The sequence below is a fragment of the Marinobacter sp. genome (assembly GCF_034669625.1).
Taxonomy (GTDB): domain Bacteria; phylum Pseudomonadota; class Gammaproteobacteria; order Pseudomonadales; family Oleiphilaceae; genus Marinobacter.
On the sequence record NZ_JAXMOY010000021.1, the window covers coordinates 33,465 to 51,473 of the forward strand.

Sequence of the window (18,009 nt, forward strand, 5' to 3'; positions counted from 1 at the left end):
AAAATATGGAAAAAGCGTATAGCCCAACCCGCGTTCTGGTAATGCTGGGCATCATTCTGATATTGATTATCGCGGATCACCTGACGAGTCCAACCTTTGCGTTCAATTCCGGCCACGGTAATGTGGAAACGGCCTTGAGCCAGCGTGATGAAACGGCGTGTGCACCCTGTGGGGCACCTTGTCCGTCAACGCGCAATTAAGGTGGCCGAGGGTTCTCTGTACCAAGCTATTAGATAGCATTGCTTTTCTCGCAGACTGAATTGCCTGCGGGAAAGGCAATTAAAGCGTTTAGACCGTTAAGTTGGCGCTACCGCTTGATTAATCCTCGATAACTTCACGCTCAAAGTGCCCCAAAACAATCACGGTGATCAGCGCAAACCCCGTCAGTAACCCCGCCAAAACCACAGTGCCTAGCCCGCATGCCACGCCGATGGCTCCAGCAATCCATATGGATGCACCGGTGGTTATGCCCTGAACATTGCCGCGGCTTTGTATGATGCAACCGGCGCCCAGAAATCCAATGCCGCCAACAACGCCTTCAACGATGCGGGTAGGATCTATGCTGGCGGAAGGGTCGCCTTCTGCCGTCGCGAGTAAGATGTGCATGCCCATCATGATGAAAGCGCAAGCCCCAAGCGATACCAGCATGTGAGATCGAAGTCCTGCCGGTTTCCCTCTTAATTCTCGTTCCAGTCCGAGTGCAAAGGCGAGCCCGACGGCCGCAAGAAGGCGAATGACCATATCCAGCAAGGGAATTTCGCTCTCGTCCATAGTCCTCTCCAGTGGTGCAACGTTGTTTATAAAGCAGGATAGCAGTTCCTGAGTTTTGTCCGAAGGTTGAGCGAAGGGGCTTTTTTAGCCGAGTTGACGTTTTTGCCGGCCGCTCAGTCATTTTTGCCATAGCCGAAAATAGGGTGCTGTATCCATAATGCAATACGACTGATTGTCATGTTTTCGCTGTGGCGTGGTCAAAGAAAAATAATAGAGAGCAATATGGAGCCCGTTCGATGCATTTAGCCGCACCCCTTGTCCCTTTTTTGATGGCGCTGATCCTGTCCGGTTGCATGGGCGAGAGTGAAAGCTCCGGCGAAAATGATGGGGCCATCTCGGCCCAGCCCCCAGAGGAACAAACACAAGCTGATCACGAATCCTCAGTAACGATACCGGTTGAGGGCGGTGCCACGCCTGTGGTGTTTGTCGGCAGCAACTGGGATGGCGTCATTGATGTAATTGATGGCGAAAGCTACGTCAAGCTTGGCCGTATCAATGGTATCCTGGACAAAGAAGAGCGGATGGAAGAGATTCGTGCTAATCCAATCAAATTGGTTGCGTTTCATGGCATTGCATTGTTGATCGGGGAGGGGCACAACCAATACGTAGACGACATGTACAGCACTCGGAACGGAGAGCTGTTAATCGTTTCGCGCCCTAGTTTTGCGGATGTTGTGGCCATTGATATTGCCTCCAACAACATTGTGTGGCGGTTTGAAGTAGAGGGACTTCGCTCTGATCACATGGCATTGTCGCCGGATGGTAGCGAGGTTGCGGTGTCCGCCTCGACAGGCAAGGTAGTGCATATTCTTGATGTGTGGACCGGTGAAGAAAAAGCGAGTTTCCCAACCGGTAATTCACCCCACGAAAATGTCTACTCGAAAGACGGCAAGAAGATCTATCACGCCAGTATCGGACACGTGTTCACGCCAGCGGATCGTGGCGTGTTGACCAGTACTAAGGGTGAACGCATCTTCAAAGTGGTTGACACGGAAACCTGGGAAGACATTAAAAGCTTCGATATCAGTGAAAAGCTCGCGGAAGCGGGTTACCCGGATATGAGCCCAGCCATTCGCCCAATGGCGCACACTGAAGATGAGCAGTTCTTCTACTTCCAGCTTTCCTTCTTTCATGGTTTTGTCGAATACGATATGAACAACGACAAAATTACGCGAGTCGCCAATCTTCCGAACCGGGTTCCGGACATGCCAATCGAACTTTACGTGAACGATTCAGCGCACCACGGAATCTCGATGGGTGGCGGCGATGAAAAGCTATGTGTTGCCGGCACCATGAGCGACTACGTGGCGATTGTTGATCGTAAAACGTTTGAATATGAATTGTTGGAAGGTCTGGGTGAAAAACCTTATTGGATCACTCGAGATGTTGCCGGCGAGAACTGTTTCGTTTCTTGGAGCGGCACCGATCAAATGTCGGTGATCAATATCGAGCGGGCCGAGGAAGTGGTTCGAGTGGATGTGGGAGACCATCCGCAACGTATCCGCGAAGGCAGTGTGCCGGTTGGCTGGTCGACGTCGTTCTGACAACTGCAGCATTGGCAATGATCAACAGGAACCCTCATGAAAAACAATAAATATCGTTCAGTGTCCCGTTATTTCGGGTTGGCGCTTGCTAGTGTGTTATTGGTGGCTTGTGGCGGCGACCAAAACAGTTCCGAAGCTGCACCATCGGCGAATGACCATAAAAACCCCGGTACCCCGATCGAAACGGAGATAAGTGCGACACCCTTTGCAAATCCTGAACTGGCGCAGTGCGTGATAGACAGCCCGCTGCGAGATGTGGGGCTTGGTTTGGATGCACCTTCGGCGGGTCTTGAAACGCAGAGCGCTCGTGCTGAGGTGCCGACAGGATCGTGCGCTAATAACCAGGAGTTTCGTTTTGGCAGTGGGTTGTCGGATATTACCGGCCCCGTGGCCCTTAAAAGTGGTGCGGGCTGGGAAGATACTGGGCAAGTGATGCATGGCCTTCACCAGCGTCAGTATGCTCGGGCGTTTGCCTTGGAGTCGCCCTGTAACGAAAAACGCGTGATGTTTGTATCGGCCGACATCGGCTTGATGTGGGGTTCTATCCGTAATGGTGTTCTTAACGCTTTGGCGGAACACCCGGAGCTGGCGGCTGAATATACCGCTGACAACCTCATGTTGTCGGCCACTCACACCCATAATGGGCCGGCTGGCTACGCACACCACGAAGCCGGGAACGCGCTGCACTTAGGCTTCGACTCCTTGGTGTACGACACCATCGTGAATGGCATTGTCGATGCTATCGGTCGTGCCCATCAGAACATAGAAGCCAATAACCAAACCGCCCCCATCGAAATGGCTGTGGGGGAGTTGTTAAACACTAATATCAACCGTTCGCGCCCGGCTTACGCGATGAACCCGGAACACGAACGGCAGCAGTACCTGAATATCCGAGGCGAGGAGGTGGATGTTGCCAAAACCATGGTGCAGCTCAATCTGCGCCGCAAGAATGGCAGCGCCGTAGGTGTGATTAACTGGTTTGGTGTACATCCGACGGTCATGGGGCCGGAAGTGCCTTACGTCAGCTCCGATGTGAAAGGCTTTGCCTCGCTCGGTTTCGAAGAAATCATGGTAACGGAGTACCGGACGGATCCGGGCAAAGACAGCTTCGTGGCGGCTTTCGCCCAAGCGGATGAGGGCGATGCTTCTCCGAACATTTTCATCAATGAGTTTCCGCATCCCGACCCGCGACGTGGTGGCGGTGAAACGCCGATGGATTCGAACGCCATTTCCGGTACCAAACAGCTGGCTCGTGCGCTGGAACTTTGGCAGGAAGGTCTGCCGTTAACGGGTGGCGTGGATTATCGCCTGATGCATGTGCAGATGAACAAAGTCACTGTTACAGACCCGAAGGTTCTTTCTCGGCTTGAACATGCACCAGAATTGGATGTGGCCCCTAAACAAACGTGTAATGCTGCCCTAGGAGTTTCGTTCCCAGCCGGTGCGGAAGATGGCCCAGGGCCCATCAGTCAGGAAGGTCTGACCTGCAGTGTCTCGCCAGATCTGCTGCGCAGTGCCGCTGCGGACTTCGCGGGGCTGACCGATATGGCTATGCCAGTGAATCTGGTAAGCGACCTTCTGCTGTGTAACGTGCAGCATTTGCCGTTGTTGGGTATGGGGTGTCACGCCGAAAAGCCAGTCTTGCTCCCAACCAATCTTGGGGAAATTGCCGGTGGTTTGGCGAATAAGGTGACGGGGTTGATCGGTTTGACGTCTAATTTCGAACCGGCGGTTCATCCATTACAGATATTCCGGCTTGGTAATCTGGCATTGGTAGGCTTGCCTTGGGAAGTCACGACCATGTCTGCCCGTCGCTTGCGGGAGATGGTGCTGGAAGAGCTGGCGCCGGTGGGTGTCGATACAGTGGTCATAGCTGGCCTTGTGAATGGCTATATCCATTACTTGACCACGCGTGAAGAGTACGCCAGTCAGCAGTATGAAGGTGCTTCAACGGCGTTTGGCCCCTGGAGCCTGGCGGCAGTGAGCCAAGAACTCAGGAAACTTGCGGATTCCATGGTCCGCGGCACCGTTTTGCCCGTTGGGCCCGATCTGCCCGAGGTGACCCCTGTGCTGCGCAGACCACCCTATATTCCGAGTGACAGCCCGGGTGAGCAGGCTTTCGGTACGCTACTTGAGGATGTGCCTGCTGTAGCTGCTCCCGGCGATGAAGTCTCTGCCCGGTTTCAGGCCAGTCACCCGCGCAATGATCTGATGCTGAACGACAGCTATGCCTATGCAGAGCAACTTCAGAGCGATGGCAGCTGGACAGTGGTGGCAACTGATCGTGCCCCGAATCTTTTATACACCTGGCATCCGCAGTTCTTACCGCCGTTTACGATTGAGTTGCCGTATACAGGCGCATCGGAAGCGACGGTGAGCTGGCAGTTGCCAAGGAATCTGGAGCCTGGGACTTATCGCCTAAGAACCAAAGGTGTGGCGAAGCCGGGCGGAGCTTGGGAAGGTGTCAGCGGTGTCGTCGAAGTGGCGGGTTCGTCGGCGATATGCCCCTGATTGGCCACTTGGTGCTCGAAACTCGTACAAAAAATAACACTCGATAACTGGCGATAGGGTGGCTTCGTGCTAGTTTTAAGGGCATATGCGAAGGACTGCACTTCAAGAGCCACCCTATGTCAAACCGTTCGCTGGTCACACCGCCCCTTGGTTCAGATAAGCCATCAGATTCTTATGTTGATGGACCTGTCGAGGTGGCGGCCTTAAAACGAGAGGGTGAAAGCCTCTCGGAATCTGGACGAAACTCGACGAATACTTCCTCTTTGTCAGCCGATATGGGGCACCGCTGGCTGGCGTGGCAGTGTCGTATGATTTCGGGGATTATTCGTGGGGCACTTTATTTGCCGGCGGACGCCCAGCGACAAGGGCAAGCTCTGTCGATCTGGCCCGAAGTGGGTGACGGCGAATCCCTTCTGATAGAAACCGCTAACCAGGCGCTCCTCAAAAACAGAGGTGTCGTGCGCTCACACCAGCACTATGGCCCTGAAAAACAGCGTGCATGTGAATTGCTTGCTTGTCCATTGTTGGTCGATCAGAAGCCGGTAGCGGTTGTTGCTGTGATGATTTCGCCTCGTTCCGAGGCCCAGCAGCGCGCAGTCTTGCAGCTGCTGCAATGGGGCGGCCTGTGGATGGAAACTCTGCTCCAACAGCAGCTCGCAGCAGATCAGCAAGCTGGAGCGTTTTCTTTAACCGCAATGACGGCCATTCTCGGCCACTCCTCATCTCATGAAGCAGCCATTGAAACGGTGAATCAGTTGGCCGAGCACTTTGGCTGTGAGCGGGTCAGTATCGGATTTCGGTGCGGTTTGCCCATCCGTCTTCAAGCGATTTCTCATATGGCCCGCTTTGATTCTCGCACCCAGCTTGTCCGAAAAGTTGAAGCGGCCATGGAGGAGGCGGTGGATCAAAGAGTCACCATGGTTTATCCCTCGATTAAAGTACGGGATTCCGCCGTCTCTCGGGCTCATGTCGAATTGGCTGAGCATCACAACGCTATGGCTATTTGCACCATTCCGCTGCGAGGTCGAACCCACATTATTGGTGCAATTACCCTGGAGCGTTCGGGAAACGAGCCCTTTGAAAAAGCAACGATCGCCTTGTGTCAGTCGTTAGCCAACCTGGCGGGCCCGGCCTTGGAGTTAAAACAGCGAGAGGAGCGCTCGTCGTTGTCCAAAGGTGTCGAGGCGCTTAGAGGGATGGCTGCAAGTGTGTTCGGAACGGGTTATTTGAAGTCAAAAGTGGGCGTATTGTCGGCTTTGCTGGTGTTGGCGTTACTTTCTGTGGTGGAGGGAACCTATGAGATGACCTCGACGGCCCGTATCGAAGGTGCTGTTCGTCAAGTCTTGGCGGCGCCACAAAATGGCTACGTTAAGCAGGCTGAGGTGAGGGCCGGTGATTTGGTTGAAGCTGGACAGCTGATTGCGGTGTTGGATGACCGTGACCTGCAGCTCCAGCGCCAGAAGTGGCAGAGCGAGTACAACAAAGTTCGTGCTGAATATCAGGACGCACTGGCCAAGCGTGAAAGGGTTGAACTCAGTGTGCTGCGGGCACAGTTGGATCAGGTAAGTGCTGAAATACGGCTGGTTGAGGAACAACTAAAACGAACGGAGTTGCATGCACCCTTTGATGGCGTGGTGGTGAGTGGCGATCTCAGCCAGTCTTTAGGGGCTCCGGTCGAAACAGGGCAAGTGCTGTATGAGATTGCGCCGCTGGAAAGCTACCGGGTGGTGTTGGAGGTCGATGAAGAAAACGCGGCCGGGCTGGAAAAAGGAAAGGCAGGGCACTTGGTCATTGCTGCGATGCCGGGAACGACCTTCGGTTTTGTTATTGATCAAGTGGTGCCAGTGGCTATTTCCCAAGACAACCGAAACTTCTTTCGGGTGGAAGCCTCACTGGATGAGCCGGAATCATCACTGCGCCCTGGTATGAGAGGCGTAGCCAAGGTTGATATGGGACAGCACAGTTTGCTCTGGAATTGGACCCACTCAACCGTTAACCGGATTCGTCTCTGGCTGTGGACAGCCGGTTGGTAGCGGCAAACATGACAGATACCTCCGCAAACCCAAATTGGCCGTTGCTTGCAAAGCTGAGCCCTCGGTTGCGCAAGCACGTGCAAACCTATCCTCGGCAGTACCGTGGCGAGCGCTGGTATCTTCTGCGTGATCAGACCAGCGGGCGCCATCTTCGTTTCAATGACTCGGCCTATGAGTTTATCGGCCGCCTCGATGGCGAACACAGTGTCGAAGAGATCTTCAATAAAACCCTTGTTGTTCTCGGCGATGAGGCACCAACCAAAGACGACATCGTATTGATCCTGACGCAACTGTTTGCGATGGATTTACTGCGAAGTGAATTGCCGAGCGAAGCCAAAGAGTTTTTTAACCGTTTCCAGAACGATCGCCGCATTCGTATGCAACGAGCGGTCACGAACCCACTGGCGATACGGATTCCCTTGCTGGACCCAGACGCCATTCTGAATCGCTTTGTTCCGTGGGTGCGCCCTGCTTTTTCTCCAGTGGGCGTTGCTATCTGGCTTTTGGTTGTGGGGTTTGCCGGACTTTTGGGCGTGGCGAATATTCCGGAAATCAGCGCGTCGGTTAACGCCGATGTTCTTTTGCCCGCCAATCTCGTTCTGATGCTGATGACCTTTATCGTCATTAAGGTTATTCACGAATTTGCCCATGCTTTTACGGTCAAGATGTGGGGCGGGGAAGTGCATGAGATGGGCATTACCCTCTTGGTTCTTGCCCCCGTTCCGTATGTGGATGCCTCTGCAGCCTGGGAGGTTGCTGACAAATATAAGCGGGCTTTGGTCGGAGCGGTGGGCGTGCTGGTGGAGCTGTTCATCGCTTCCTTGGCGTTATTCGTTTGGTTGGCGGTTGAGCCGGGCTTGGTGCGCGATCTTGCATTTAATGCGCTGTTGATTGGCACCGTATCGACTTTTCTGTTTAACGCCAATCCTCTGTTGCGGTTCGATGGGTACTACGTTTTGCAAGATCTCGCCGAAATCCCAAACCTGTACACCCGTGCCAGCCGCTACTATCTCTATCTGATCCAGCGGTATCTGTTCGGGATGCAATCCGCAAGGTCGCCGGTAACGGCAGAGGGTGAGGCGGTCTGGTTTGGTGTTTATGGCTTGGCCGCATTTTTGTATCGGCTGTTTATTTTGTTTGTGATCGTACTCTTTCTGGCGGAAGAGTATCTCTTTATCGGAGTGGCGTTGGGGGTATGGGCTGTCGGCATGCAGCTTTTACTGCCGCTCTATCGAGGAGCCCGTTTCTTGCTTGAAGGTCGGCAGCTGGCCGGTCGGCGGGCTCGAGCTATGGCCGTATCAGCCTTAATGATTGGTAGTGTGTGTGCCGGTTTGTTGCTGGTGCCGGTCTCTTTAACCAGCCATGCGGAGGGGGTTGTCTGGGTGAAACAACAGGCCGTCCTGTACAGCGGCGCAGAAGGCTTCGTGGAAGAAGTGCTGGTGGAACCGGGTACTTCCGTAAAGGCTAATACGCCTGTGATCCGAATGCGTGCGGTGTCGCTGGAAACGCACATTGCCAAGCTGGAAGCGCGCCGCAGAGAGTTGAGCGTTCGAATGGCCGCAGAGCGCATGAAACGGCGGGTGCAGTCTGAAATGGCGAATGCAGAGCTGCAATCGGTTGACGCAGAGCTGGACGCGCTAAGAGAACAGAAAGCTTCTCTGATCGTTCGTAGCCAAGTGTCTGGTGTCTTTGTGTTGCCTGATGAAAGCCGTTTCGTGGGGCGCTATCTGGGCAAGGGTGAGGTAATCGGATATGTGATTAGCCCAGAAAGCATGATAGTGAGGGCAGTCGTGCCGCAATCAAAAATAGGCTTGGTGAGCAAGCAGGTGGATCAGGTCGAAGTCCGTTTCGCTGAGCGGCTGAGTGAAACGGTGCCAGCGCATATTGGCCGCCAGACTCCTGGGGGCAGTACGGTTTTGCCCAGCCGTGCTTTGGGGACGGCTGGTGGAGGAAACATCGCTGTGAAAATGAGCGATAACGGTGGAACAACGGCGGCCAACGAAGTCTTTCATGTGGACTTGTCACTGCCCTTGAATCTGGAATTGGCGGGCGTGGGCGAGCGAGCATATGTGCGCTTTGATCATGGCGCTGAGCCGTTGGCCAGCCAATGGTTAAGGAATGGTCGCCAGCTGTTGTTAAGTCGGCTCTCGTTGTGATCTTGTGGAAAGGCAAAGTTGTGCCATATTTAAGTACATGCCGGTCTTTCGAGAGCGGTGAGTTGGGAGGAGTAGGAAGGGCGTTGATTCAACATCCATTCAAAAGTTGTTTAAGAGTTTATCTATGAGAATGAACACACGGACGTTATCGCTGCTGGCGCTCATAGTTTTGTTTATTGGACGAGTTCAGGCCAACGGGTATTTGACGGAAGACGTGGATGATGGAATTCCGGTGCAGGATTGCGTCATGGAGCCTAGCGAAATCGTTGACGTGGGAAGTATTGTCCCCGGGGTTGTGGATGCGATTCATGTCCATCGCAGTGACTTGGTTAAAAAAGGCGCCGTCATTGTTGAGCTTGAATCAAGTGTAGAGCGAGCTTCCCTGGAGCTTGCCAGAGCTCGGGCCAATCAGAATACGGCCATTGAATTACGTGAGGAAAGCGCCCGCTTCGGCACGCTCACTCAAAAACGAGAGCAGGCACTTTTACGCAAATCGGCAATATCCCAGCATGAATGGGATAAAACCAACACCGAAACCCGCATCGCAGAATTGCAGGTGAAGCAAGAGCAAGATTCTAAGGCGATTGCTGAACTTGAATACCGTCGTGCGCAGTTGGTTTTGGAACAGCGTCGTATCCGCAGCCCGGTTGATGGTGTGGTCATGGAGCGCTTCAAATCGGTAGGTGAGTTTGTGGAAGACGATCCTGTGGCTCGTGTTGCTCAGCTGAACCCCCTTCATGTGGAAGTTATCGTGCCGGTGGACTATCTGGGCCGCATTGTCCCGGGCATGCAGGCGGACGTAACTACGGGATTGGCGAACTCCGAAACCTATCGGGCAACCGTAGAGCGTGTTGATCGTGTGGCCGATGCTGCCAGCGGCACATACGGTGTTCGTTTAAGCCTTCCCAATCCTGAATACACCATACCTGCCGGTTTACGGTGCCAATTGAAATTCTTACCGCAGTTACCGGCTGAACCCCCGCAGGTGGCTGATGACGAGGCTATTTCAGTTGCCGACAAAGTGGCGAGTAAGGCTCCAATTGAACGTTGTTATAGCGTTGGACCGGTTGTGGACGAAAGTACCGCAGCGCTGCTAGCCGAAGAGTTTGAACAACGAAGTGAAAGCCTGTTGCTACGGGCTGATAGCGAAAGCGTCGTTGTAGGGTACCGGGTGCTGGCGGCTGAGGCTGCGACCCCTGAAGAGGTGAAACCGTTACTCGCCCGCCTTGACCAAGCCGGCATTACAGACCGATTCGTTCTAGCACAAGGGGAAAGCAAAGGGCGTTTGGCGCTGGGGTATTTTCGCAAGCTTGAATTCGCTAATAAGCGCCAGGAAATGCTCGCGCAGAAGGGGTTTGCTACTGAAATTCTGCCTCATAGAAAAGACACTGAGCAATATTGGCTGGATGTGGCCTTAACAGCCGAGGTGAACAGCCCTGACCAGCTACAAAGTATTGCCGCTTCCATCGCATCGGCGGCCACCTTCGAGCCAATGGCTTGTTATCCTGAATTGGCGGGCCGTTAAGCAGCGTCAGCGAAGCAGAAAAGTAAATGGAGTAAGGCGCCTCATGGATAGGAAATCGAAAAAACGCACCGCGCCAATCATCGAGGCTCTCGAACCCCGAATGATGTTCTCCGCCGACCTGTTTGGCGGAGCCGTTGATAACCCCGCCGCAGATGATTCCCTGGCCTCACTGCTGGATGACACTGCCGCCGTTCTGGAAAAACAGACCGCCCAGCTGCACAAAGAGAAAGCAGATGCCGCGATAGCAGACCCCATAACCGAAGAGGGCGAAGCTGCACCTCCGCTCGCAGAAGTCTCCCCGCGTATTGAGTTGGTATTTGTGGATACCGACACCCCGGATTACCAGCAACTTGTTGACGATCTGTTATCCAGCAGCGATGACAGTCGCCGTTTTAACGTGATCCTGCTCGATAATACCAGTGATGGCGTTGAGCAGATCACCGGCGCCCTGCAAGGCTATCAATCAATCGATGCCGTTCACCTGATCTCCCACGGTGAGGACGGCGCTGTTGACCTTGGTAATACACAGCTAAATAACCAGAATCTCGCTGCTTATCAAGCCCAGCTGCAATCCTGGACCGAGCACCTGACTGCCGATGCCGATATTCTTTTTTATGGTTGCGATCTGGCGGCCTCAGAGAACGGACAAGCCCTGATCGATCGCATCGCAACCTTAACGGGTGCCGATATTGCTGCGTCGGATGATTTAACGGGCAGTGCAGATTTGGGCGGCGATTGGGCGTTGGAGTACAGCGTTGGCCAGATTGATGCGCAGATTGCGTTCAGTGAGCAAGTTCAGGCGACTTGGCAGGGCAGTTTGTCACCGATGCTGTGGTTGAGCACCGACTCCAATGTTGCGTCATCAGGCGCTAATGGCTTGGATAGTTGGACAGAAGGGCAGGTACTTGAGTTTTCGGGCGCATCGCTGGATCACGGCGATCCAACTGCCGGCGACTTATCGATGGTTATCGACTTTGACAACTTCACTCTCGATACAGTCGATGCCGGGGCGCTGCATTTCGTCTCGCAGGATATGACCGTAGGTGGCGCCAATGGCACCTTCGATTTAAAAGCCGGTGATGTGCTGGTTTCCTTTTTACAGGACGAGACGATCAGTGGCACATACTCATCTACCGGTTTGGATATGCTGGTAGAGGATCAGGATCTTCTGGTATTTCGTCCGAATGCATTCAACGATTACAGCGCAGGAACGTTCTCCGTTTTGCTTAAGGGTGCGGTCGATGACGATCTTAAGGGTGTCACCCTGATCGAACAGGACACCACCATTGGTGGCACCGACATTGCTGCTGGCAGCTTTTTGCTCATTGCGGAAACATCCACAACCACATCTATTGATCTGTTTGTACCGACGGGGGTTGGCGCTACCACCACTGGCACGGTGACACCGTTGATTGATCTCAGTGATCTGGGTATTGATGCGAATCGACTGCGTGGAATTGAAGTGATCGAGGCCGCGACCACCATAGGCGGTCAGTCACTGGCCAAAGGCGATATCCTCGCGACGTTAAACGTAGATGACAATGTGTCCGGTGTCGGCAGCAATAGCCTAGCGGTCGACATGAATGATGTTTTCGTGCTGAGCCTGACTTCCACCGGTATGGGCACGACCGCAGGCACCGCAACTATGTTCTTTGACGGTAGTGACGTCGGCTTGAATAACTGGGAGGCACCTGTTCCTCCGGAAACCGATCCATCGACTGGCCAACCAAATCAGGAAAGTCCTTATGCTCTAGCGCTATATAACTACAGTCAACTGACAGTCGATACCACCAGTGATGAGGTCAATGGTGACACATCCTCCATTGAAGCCTTGCTCCTCAATAAAGGCACCGATGGCAAGATATCGTTGCGTGAGGCCATCACAGCGGCAAATGCGACACCCAACGGCGATGTCTCCGATGTGATTCGGTTCAATATCACCGATGCTTTGGCCAATGGTGCGCACACCATTGAGTTTGGCAGTGCCTTGCCCACAATTACCGATACTTTGGTGATTGACGGTACTTCCGAACCGGATTTCTCCGGGACACCTGTGATTCGTATTGATGGGAGTGCTGCGGGAAATAATGTCGACGGCCTCAGTTTTTCGGCCACCTCGGACAACAGTATTGTCCGAGGCATGATGATAACCGGGTTCACAAGAGACGGAATTCTCGTTCGGGCAGGCGCCGACCACCTGACGTTCACCAGCAACTGGATCGGAACGTCAGGCGCTGGTTCAACGGGCGTTGGTAACGGTGATGATGGCATTGAGTTGATCGGCTCCCATGCCACAATTGGAGGCGCTGGCCCTAACGAGGGCAACGTGATCACCAACGCCAGCGATGAAGGTATTAACATTGCTGGCACAGGAGTCACCGCACATCTCATTCAGGGGAACTACATTGGCTTGGATCCGGACGGTGTTTCCGGTTCAGGTAATGCCGATGTTGGTATCGCGATCATTTCAGGCTCAGGTAATACCATAGGCGGCACTACCGCTTCAGCGCGCAACGTCATCTCTAATAATTTCGAAGGCATCGAGGTCAACACCTCAAATAATATCTTTCAGGGTAACTACATCGGCACCGACGCAAGCGGCACGCTGGATCGCGGCAACCGCAGTGATGACGGTATTGAAATCCAGGGAAGTGCAACAGGCAACCTGATCGGCGGCACCGAAACAGGCGCTGGAAACCTCATTGCCTTCAATGCGCTGGATGGTGTCAATGTTTTAAACGGCAGTGGCAATAAAGTGCTTGGCAACCAGATCCATTCCAATAGTGGCTTGGGAATAGATTTAGGCCCCAGTGGTGTGACCGGTAACGACTCCGGCGATGGTGCTAATAATCTTCAAAATTACCCCATCATTACCAGGGCAGACCTTACCGGTACGAACCTAACTCTGAGTGGGACTCTCGACGCCAATGGTGTAAGCACCGGATACAGAGTCGAGTTTTTTGGTAATACGGTCGGAACTCAGGATTCAACCAATGGCGAAGGGCGCTTCTTTTTGGGAAGCACGCAAGTAACCACGGATGTTAACGGCGATGGCAGTTTCACTGATGTAATTCTAGGCGGCGTTACGTTAAGCGAAGGGGATTACGTTACTGCAACGGCTACCAGAATTGATGATGCCGGGCAGGTGGGCAGTGATGACCAGCTTGCGTATGGAGATACCTCGGAGTTTGCTGCGAATGTCGTGATCGCTAACGGTAACAGTGCGCCTGAACTTACCGGAGCTAACGACCTTAATCCGATCAACGAAGACGATCTTAATAACTCAGGCACTCTTGTCTCGGACCTGATCGCCGGGCAGGTGTCCGATGCCGATAGTGGGTCGAGTGCAGGTATTGCGGTGGTTGGGGTCGATAACACCAACGGTACTTGGGAGTACACCACTAATGGCGGTGGTGTCTGGACGGCGTTTGGCTCGCCAAGCTCCTCGGCTGCGCGTTTGCTGGCTGCCGATGTGAACACGCTAGTGCGATTCGTGCCTGATGCGGATTGGAACGGTACGGTCATCAACGGAATTACCTTCTATGCCTGGGACCAGACCAGCGGTGCCAATGGCGGCTCGATAGCGATCGAGGAAAGTTTATGGGTCGTGCGGGATGAATTCAGCAGTGTCTCTTATAGCAATAGCGATGGCACGAACGTTTGGAGTACTGACTGGGTCGAAGTCGATGGAAGCGGCTCTAAGCCTAACCCGGCAGAAGATGGTCGGTTCAGTGTTTCGGGGAATGAGCTGAAGATCCAGGTCGCCAACCAAGGGGATAGTATTACCCGTGAAGTTAACCTTGAAAAAGCGACCGGTGCGACCCTCTCGTTTTCCTACGATAACGGACTAGGGAGTTCTGCCCAGCTTTTTGCTCAGGTTTCGAAAGACGGCGGTGCTACCTTCGACACTCTGGTGATATTTGATGCAAGTACGAACCAAGGTAGTGACACCCTCACACTCGACATAAGTGCTTATGTTGGCTCAAACACGCAGGTTCGTTTCTACGTCTCCGATGGAGTAACTGGCGCTGGAAATAACCAGTTATCTATCGACAATGTTCAGATTCAATATACGGGGCTGGGAGGCGGTAGCACCGCATTCTCCTCCGATAGCAATGCCGCCAGTTTAATTGTCAATGCTGTTAACGAAGCGCCGCTAGTGGCAGGATCCGCCGGCGAAACCAGTTATACCGAGCAACAATCCGCAGTAGTTGTTGATCCCGGTATAACCCTAGAAGATCCGGACGGTTTCGATGGTGCTGATCCTTCAGATCAGTATGTAGGCGTAGTGAGAATTACGGGCAATTACACTGCCGACGATGTTCTTGGCTTCACCAATACTGCGAAGATTGAGGGTGATCTGGTTGGTAACCAACTGACGCTGAGCGTAATCAGTGGACAAACCGCGACCGTAGTTGAGTTTGAAGCGGCGCTGCAAAGTGTCACTTTTTATAACGGCAGCGATACCCCCAGCGAGCTGGATCGCACCATCTCCTTCAGTTTTGATGACGGGGTGGATAGCTCTAACGTGACCACCAAGGTGATCCAGCTAACGGCGGTTAACGATAACCCCGTGGTCACACTGCCCAGCTCCCCAGCAACATACGCACCGGGCGAGGGCGCTGTTGTTATCGATGCTAACGCGACGGTCAGCGATGTCGATTCGGTGAACTTTGCCGGTGGTGACTTGCGAATTGGGTTCTTCGGAGGTACCGGCACATCCAATGATGTTCTGAGCATCCGAAATCAGGGTGCTGGGGTAGGCCAAATCGGTGTTTCAGGTAGCTCCGTGACATACAGCGGAGTCGTTATAGGGGCGACTTCTAATGGCACTGGCTTGGGGTTACTCACCGTAACGCTTAATGCAGATGCGACTTCCGACGCGGTCCAGGCCTTGGTAAGAAATATCCTCTATGAAAACCAATCGAGTACCCCTGATACCACCGACCGCCAGATCCGTTTTGAGTTAAGAGATGGCGATGGGGGTGATAACCCCGACGTTATTCAAACGGTCAGTTTCAATCGTGATGCGGTGATCACCGGCGATACCAGCTTCAGCGGCAACGAGGGTGACGCTGTCAGCGGAACCCTCTCTGCGACAGACGCTGACGGCATGACCGACGGGACATACTACACCGTCAGTTCGCAAGGCGCATACGGTACGGCAGACATCCGTGAGACCTCGGGGGCCTGGGCGTATACGCCTGCGGATAGCAACTGGTTTGGCACAGACAGCTTTATCGTGACGGTGACTGACGATCAGGGCGGGACGACAGAGCAGGAAATAACTATTACGCTCAGCCCGGTCAACGATGCGCCGGTCGCGCAGGATGATCGTGTCGGACTGTCGTTTGACGGAGTGGATGACTACGTCGTCGTCCCGCACAGCGACAGTTTGGTAATGACTGATCACCTGACAATGGAGGCATGGATCAATCATAGCGGGTCTGGCACTGGATCTCAGATCATTGTTGGCAAGGAGGGTGAATACGAAATTGGTATTACCGCCGATACAGGGGAAATAAAGTGGGCCATTGCTGACACCACGCCGACTTGGGGGTGGCACAACACAGGTTATTTCGTTGAGCCTGGTGAGTGGGCGCACATCGCTGTTACCTACGATGGAATTGCAGGTGAGGTAAAAACCTATGTCAACGGCCTATTGGTTGATACGTTCAGCCGATCGGGGGCGATAGGCGACGTATACCCAGCCTTCGACGAACTGAGAATTGGTGGTCGCGAGAACTCCACAGATCAACGATTCAGTGGCCTCATCGATGAGGTGCGAATCTGGGATACAACCCGAACAGAAACCGAAATTCAACAAAACCTGGATGGATTGCTGGCAGGAAATGAAGTCGGCCTGGTAGGCAACTGGCGATTCGACGAAGGCGCTGGCACCACCGTTACAGATCAGTCTACTTTTGCCAACCACGGAACTCTCGGAGGTTTGGATGCGCCTGCCTCTGAGCCCGCGTGGCGTGGCTATCAGACTACCCAAGATGCTGTACTTGATACCTCCGTCGCAGCAATTAACGGTGTTTTGGCCAACGACATAGATGTCGAATCCGACCCCCTTACCGCAACCAACCTAGATACCACGAGCACGCTTGGCCTAGTGATGCTCAATCCCGATGGTAGTTTCACCTACGATCCCAATGGCATGTTTGATTACCTTCGTGCCGGTGAGTTTGCGGTGGATACGTTTAGCTATACCGCCAACGACGGCATGGTGGATTCGAATGCTGCGACAGTAACGATTACGGTAACAGGTACGAATGATGCTGCCGTCATCAACGTGACCGCTACAGACACGTCAGTAACCGAAGACGACGTTGGAAACAATACGGCAGCTGGCACCGTCACCATCACCGATCCGGATGCTGGTGAAGGTAGCTTGATCAGCAGCACCGCAAACTACGGCTTGGTCGCAGTGGATGGCAGCGGCAACTGGACCTACTCACTCGATAGCAGCCACGCTGCAGTGCAGGCCTTGGCGGCTGGCGATACTCTTTCAGATACCATCACTTTCACCAGTGATGACGGCGCCACACAAACCCAGGTCATCACCATTACGGGTGCCAACGATGCCGCGGTGATTAGTGGGGATTCCGCGGCTGCGGTGAGCGAAGACGGTAGCCTGACGGACAGCGGTACGCTGACCATTAGCGATACCGATGATGGTGAAGCGGTGTTCATTCCACAGTCGTCAGCGGCATCGACCAGTGGCTACGGCACTGTCGATCTCGACAATGCCGGTAACTGGACGTACAGCCTCGATAACTCGAACTTTACCGTACAAGCTTTGGGCGAAGGAGAAGACCTGAGTGATAGCTTCACCGTTACCAGTGCTGATGGTTCAACCCAGGTAGTCTCAGTCACTATCACTGGTAAAGACGATAAAGCACTAATCAGCGGAAACACCAGTTTTAGTGGTAACGAAGGCGATACGGTGAGCGGTGATATCAACGCTACTGATGTGGAAGGTCTGAACGATGGCTCGTATTTCACGGTGACCATCCAAGCTACCCATGGAGTCGCGAAGATTGATTCAGCGACCGGGGCTTGGAAATTCGCACCCAACGACCCAGATTGGTTTGGCACGGATCAGTTTACGGTCATGGTCACCGACGATAAGGGTGGCACCACTGAACAGATCATCAGTATCACCCTGGCGAACGTGGACGATGCGGCAGTCATTACCGGCGATACCAGCTTCACCGGTAACGAAGGTGATGCCGTGTCCGGTGATTTGGATGCGACCGATGTCGATGGCCTGACTGACGGCAATTACTTCAGTGTCACGGGCGCAGCGAGTAATGGAGCCGCCACCATTGATGCCGAAACCGGCGCTTGGACCTTCACGCCGACTGATACCAACTGGTTTGGTTCCGATCAGTTCACTGTCACGGTTACCGACGACGAAGGTGGCACCACCGAACAGATCATCAGTATCACCCTCGCCAATG

8 protein-coding genes are annotated in these 18,009 nt (G+C 53.7%); 7 read left to right on the forward strand and 1 reads right to left on the reverse strand.

Going from position 1 to position 18,009, the window contains the following annotated elements; genetic code table 11:
* Positions 1-5: 5 nt before the first annotated feature.
* Positions 6-200 (forward strand): hypothetical protein, encoded by a 195-nt coding sequence (locus VOI14_RS14345; protein ID WP_323752727.1) that lies wholly within the window; start codon positions 6-8, stop codon positions 198-200.
* Positions 201-318: 118 nt separating this feature from the next.
* Here the strand turns inward: VOI14_RS14345 and VOI14_RS14350 are convergent, their stop codons facing one another.
* Positions 319-771 (reverse strand): MgtC/SapB family protein, encoded by a 453-nt coding sequence (locus VOI14_RS14350; RefSeq protein WP_323752728.1) that lies wholly within the window; start codon positions 769-771, stop codon positions 319-321.
* Positions 772-1,007: 236 nt separating this feature from the next.
* On the opposite strand from VOI14_RS14350, the gene VOI14_RS14355 reads away from it, so the two are divergent.
* From VOI14_RS14355 to VOI14_RS14380, 6 genes are all read left to right on the forward strand, one after another.
* Positions 1,008-2,315 carry a hypothetical protein gene (locus tag VOI14_RS14355; RefSeq protein ID WP_323752729.1) on the forward strand — a complete coding sequence of 436 codons (1,308 nt, stop codon included), beginning with the start codon at positions 1,008-1,010 and terminating at the stop codon, positions 2,313-2,315.
* Positions 2,316-2,351: 36 nt separating this feature from the next.
* On the forward strand, positions 2,352-4,826 hold the full coding sequence (locus VOI14_RS14360) for a neutral/alkaline non-lysosomal ceramidase N-terminal domain-containing protein (RefSeq protein WP_323752730.1): 2,475 nt from the start codon (positions 2,352-2,354) through the stop codon (positions 4,824-4,826).
* A 116-nt stretch (positions 4,827-4,942) separates the two neighbouring features.
* On the forward strand, positions 4,943-6,859 hold the full coding sequence (locus tag VOI14_RS14365) for an efflux RND transporter periplasmic adaptor subunit (protein WP_323752731.1): 1,917 nt from the start codon (positions 4,943-4,945) through the stop codon (positions 6,857-6,859).
* An 8-nt stretch (positions 6,860-6,867) separates the two neighbouring features.
* Positions 6,868-9,015 (forward strand): hypothetical protein, encoded by a 2,148-nt coding sequence (locus VOI14_RS14370; RefSeq protein WP_323752732.1) that lies wholly within the window; start codon positions 6,868-6,870, stop codon positions 9,013-9,015.
* A 124-nt stretch (positions 9,016-9,139) separates the two neighbouring features.
* Positions 9,140-10,540: an efflux RND transporter periplasmic adaptor subunit gene (locus VOI14_RS14375; protein WP_323752733.1), complete on the forward strand. Its 1,401-nt coding sequence runs from the start codon at positions 9,140-9,142 to the stop codon at positions 10,538-10,540.
* Positions 10,541-10,583: 43 nt separating this feature from the next.
* Positions 10,584-18,009 (forward strand): VCBS domain-containing protein (locus VOI14_RS14380; RefSeq protein ID WP_323752734.1); only part of this gene is annotated, 7,426 nt, incomplete at its 3' end.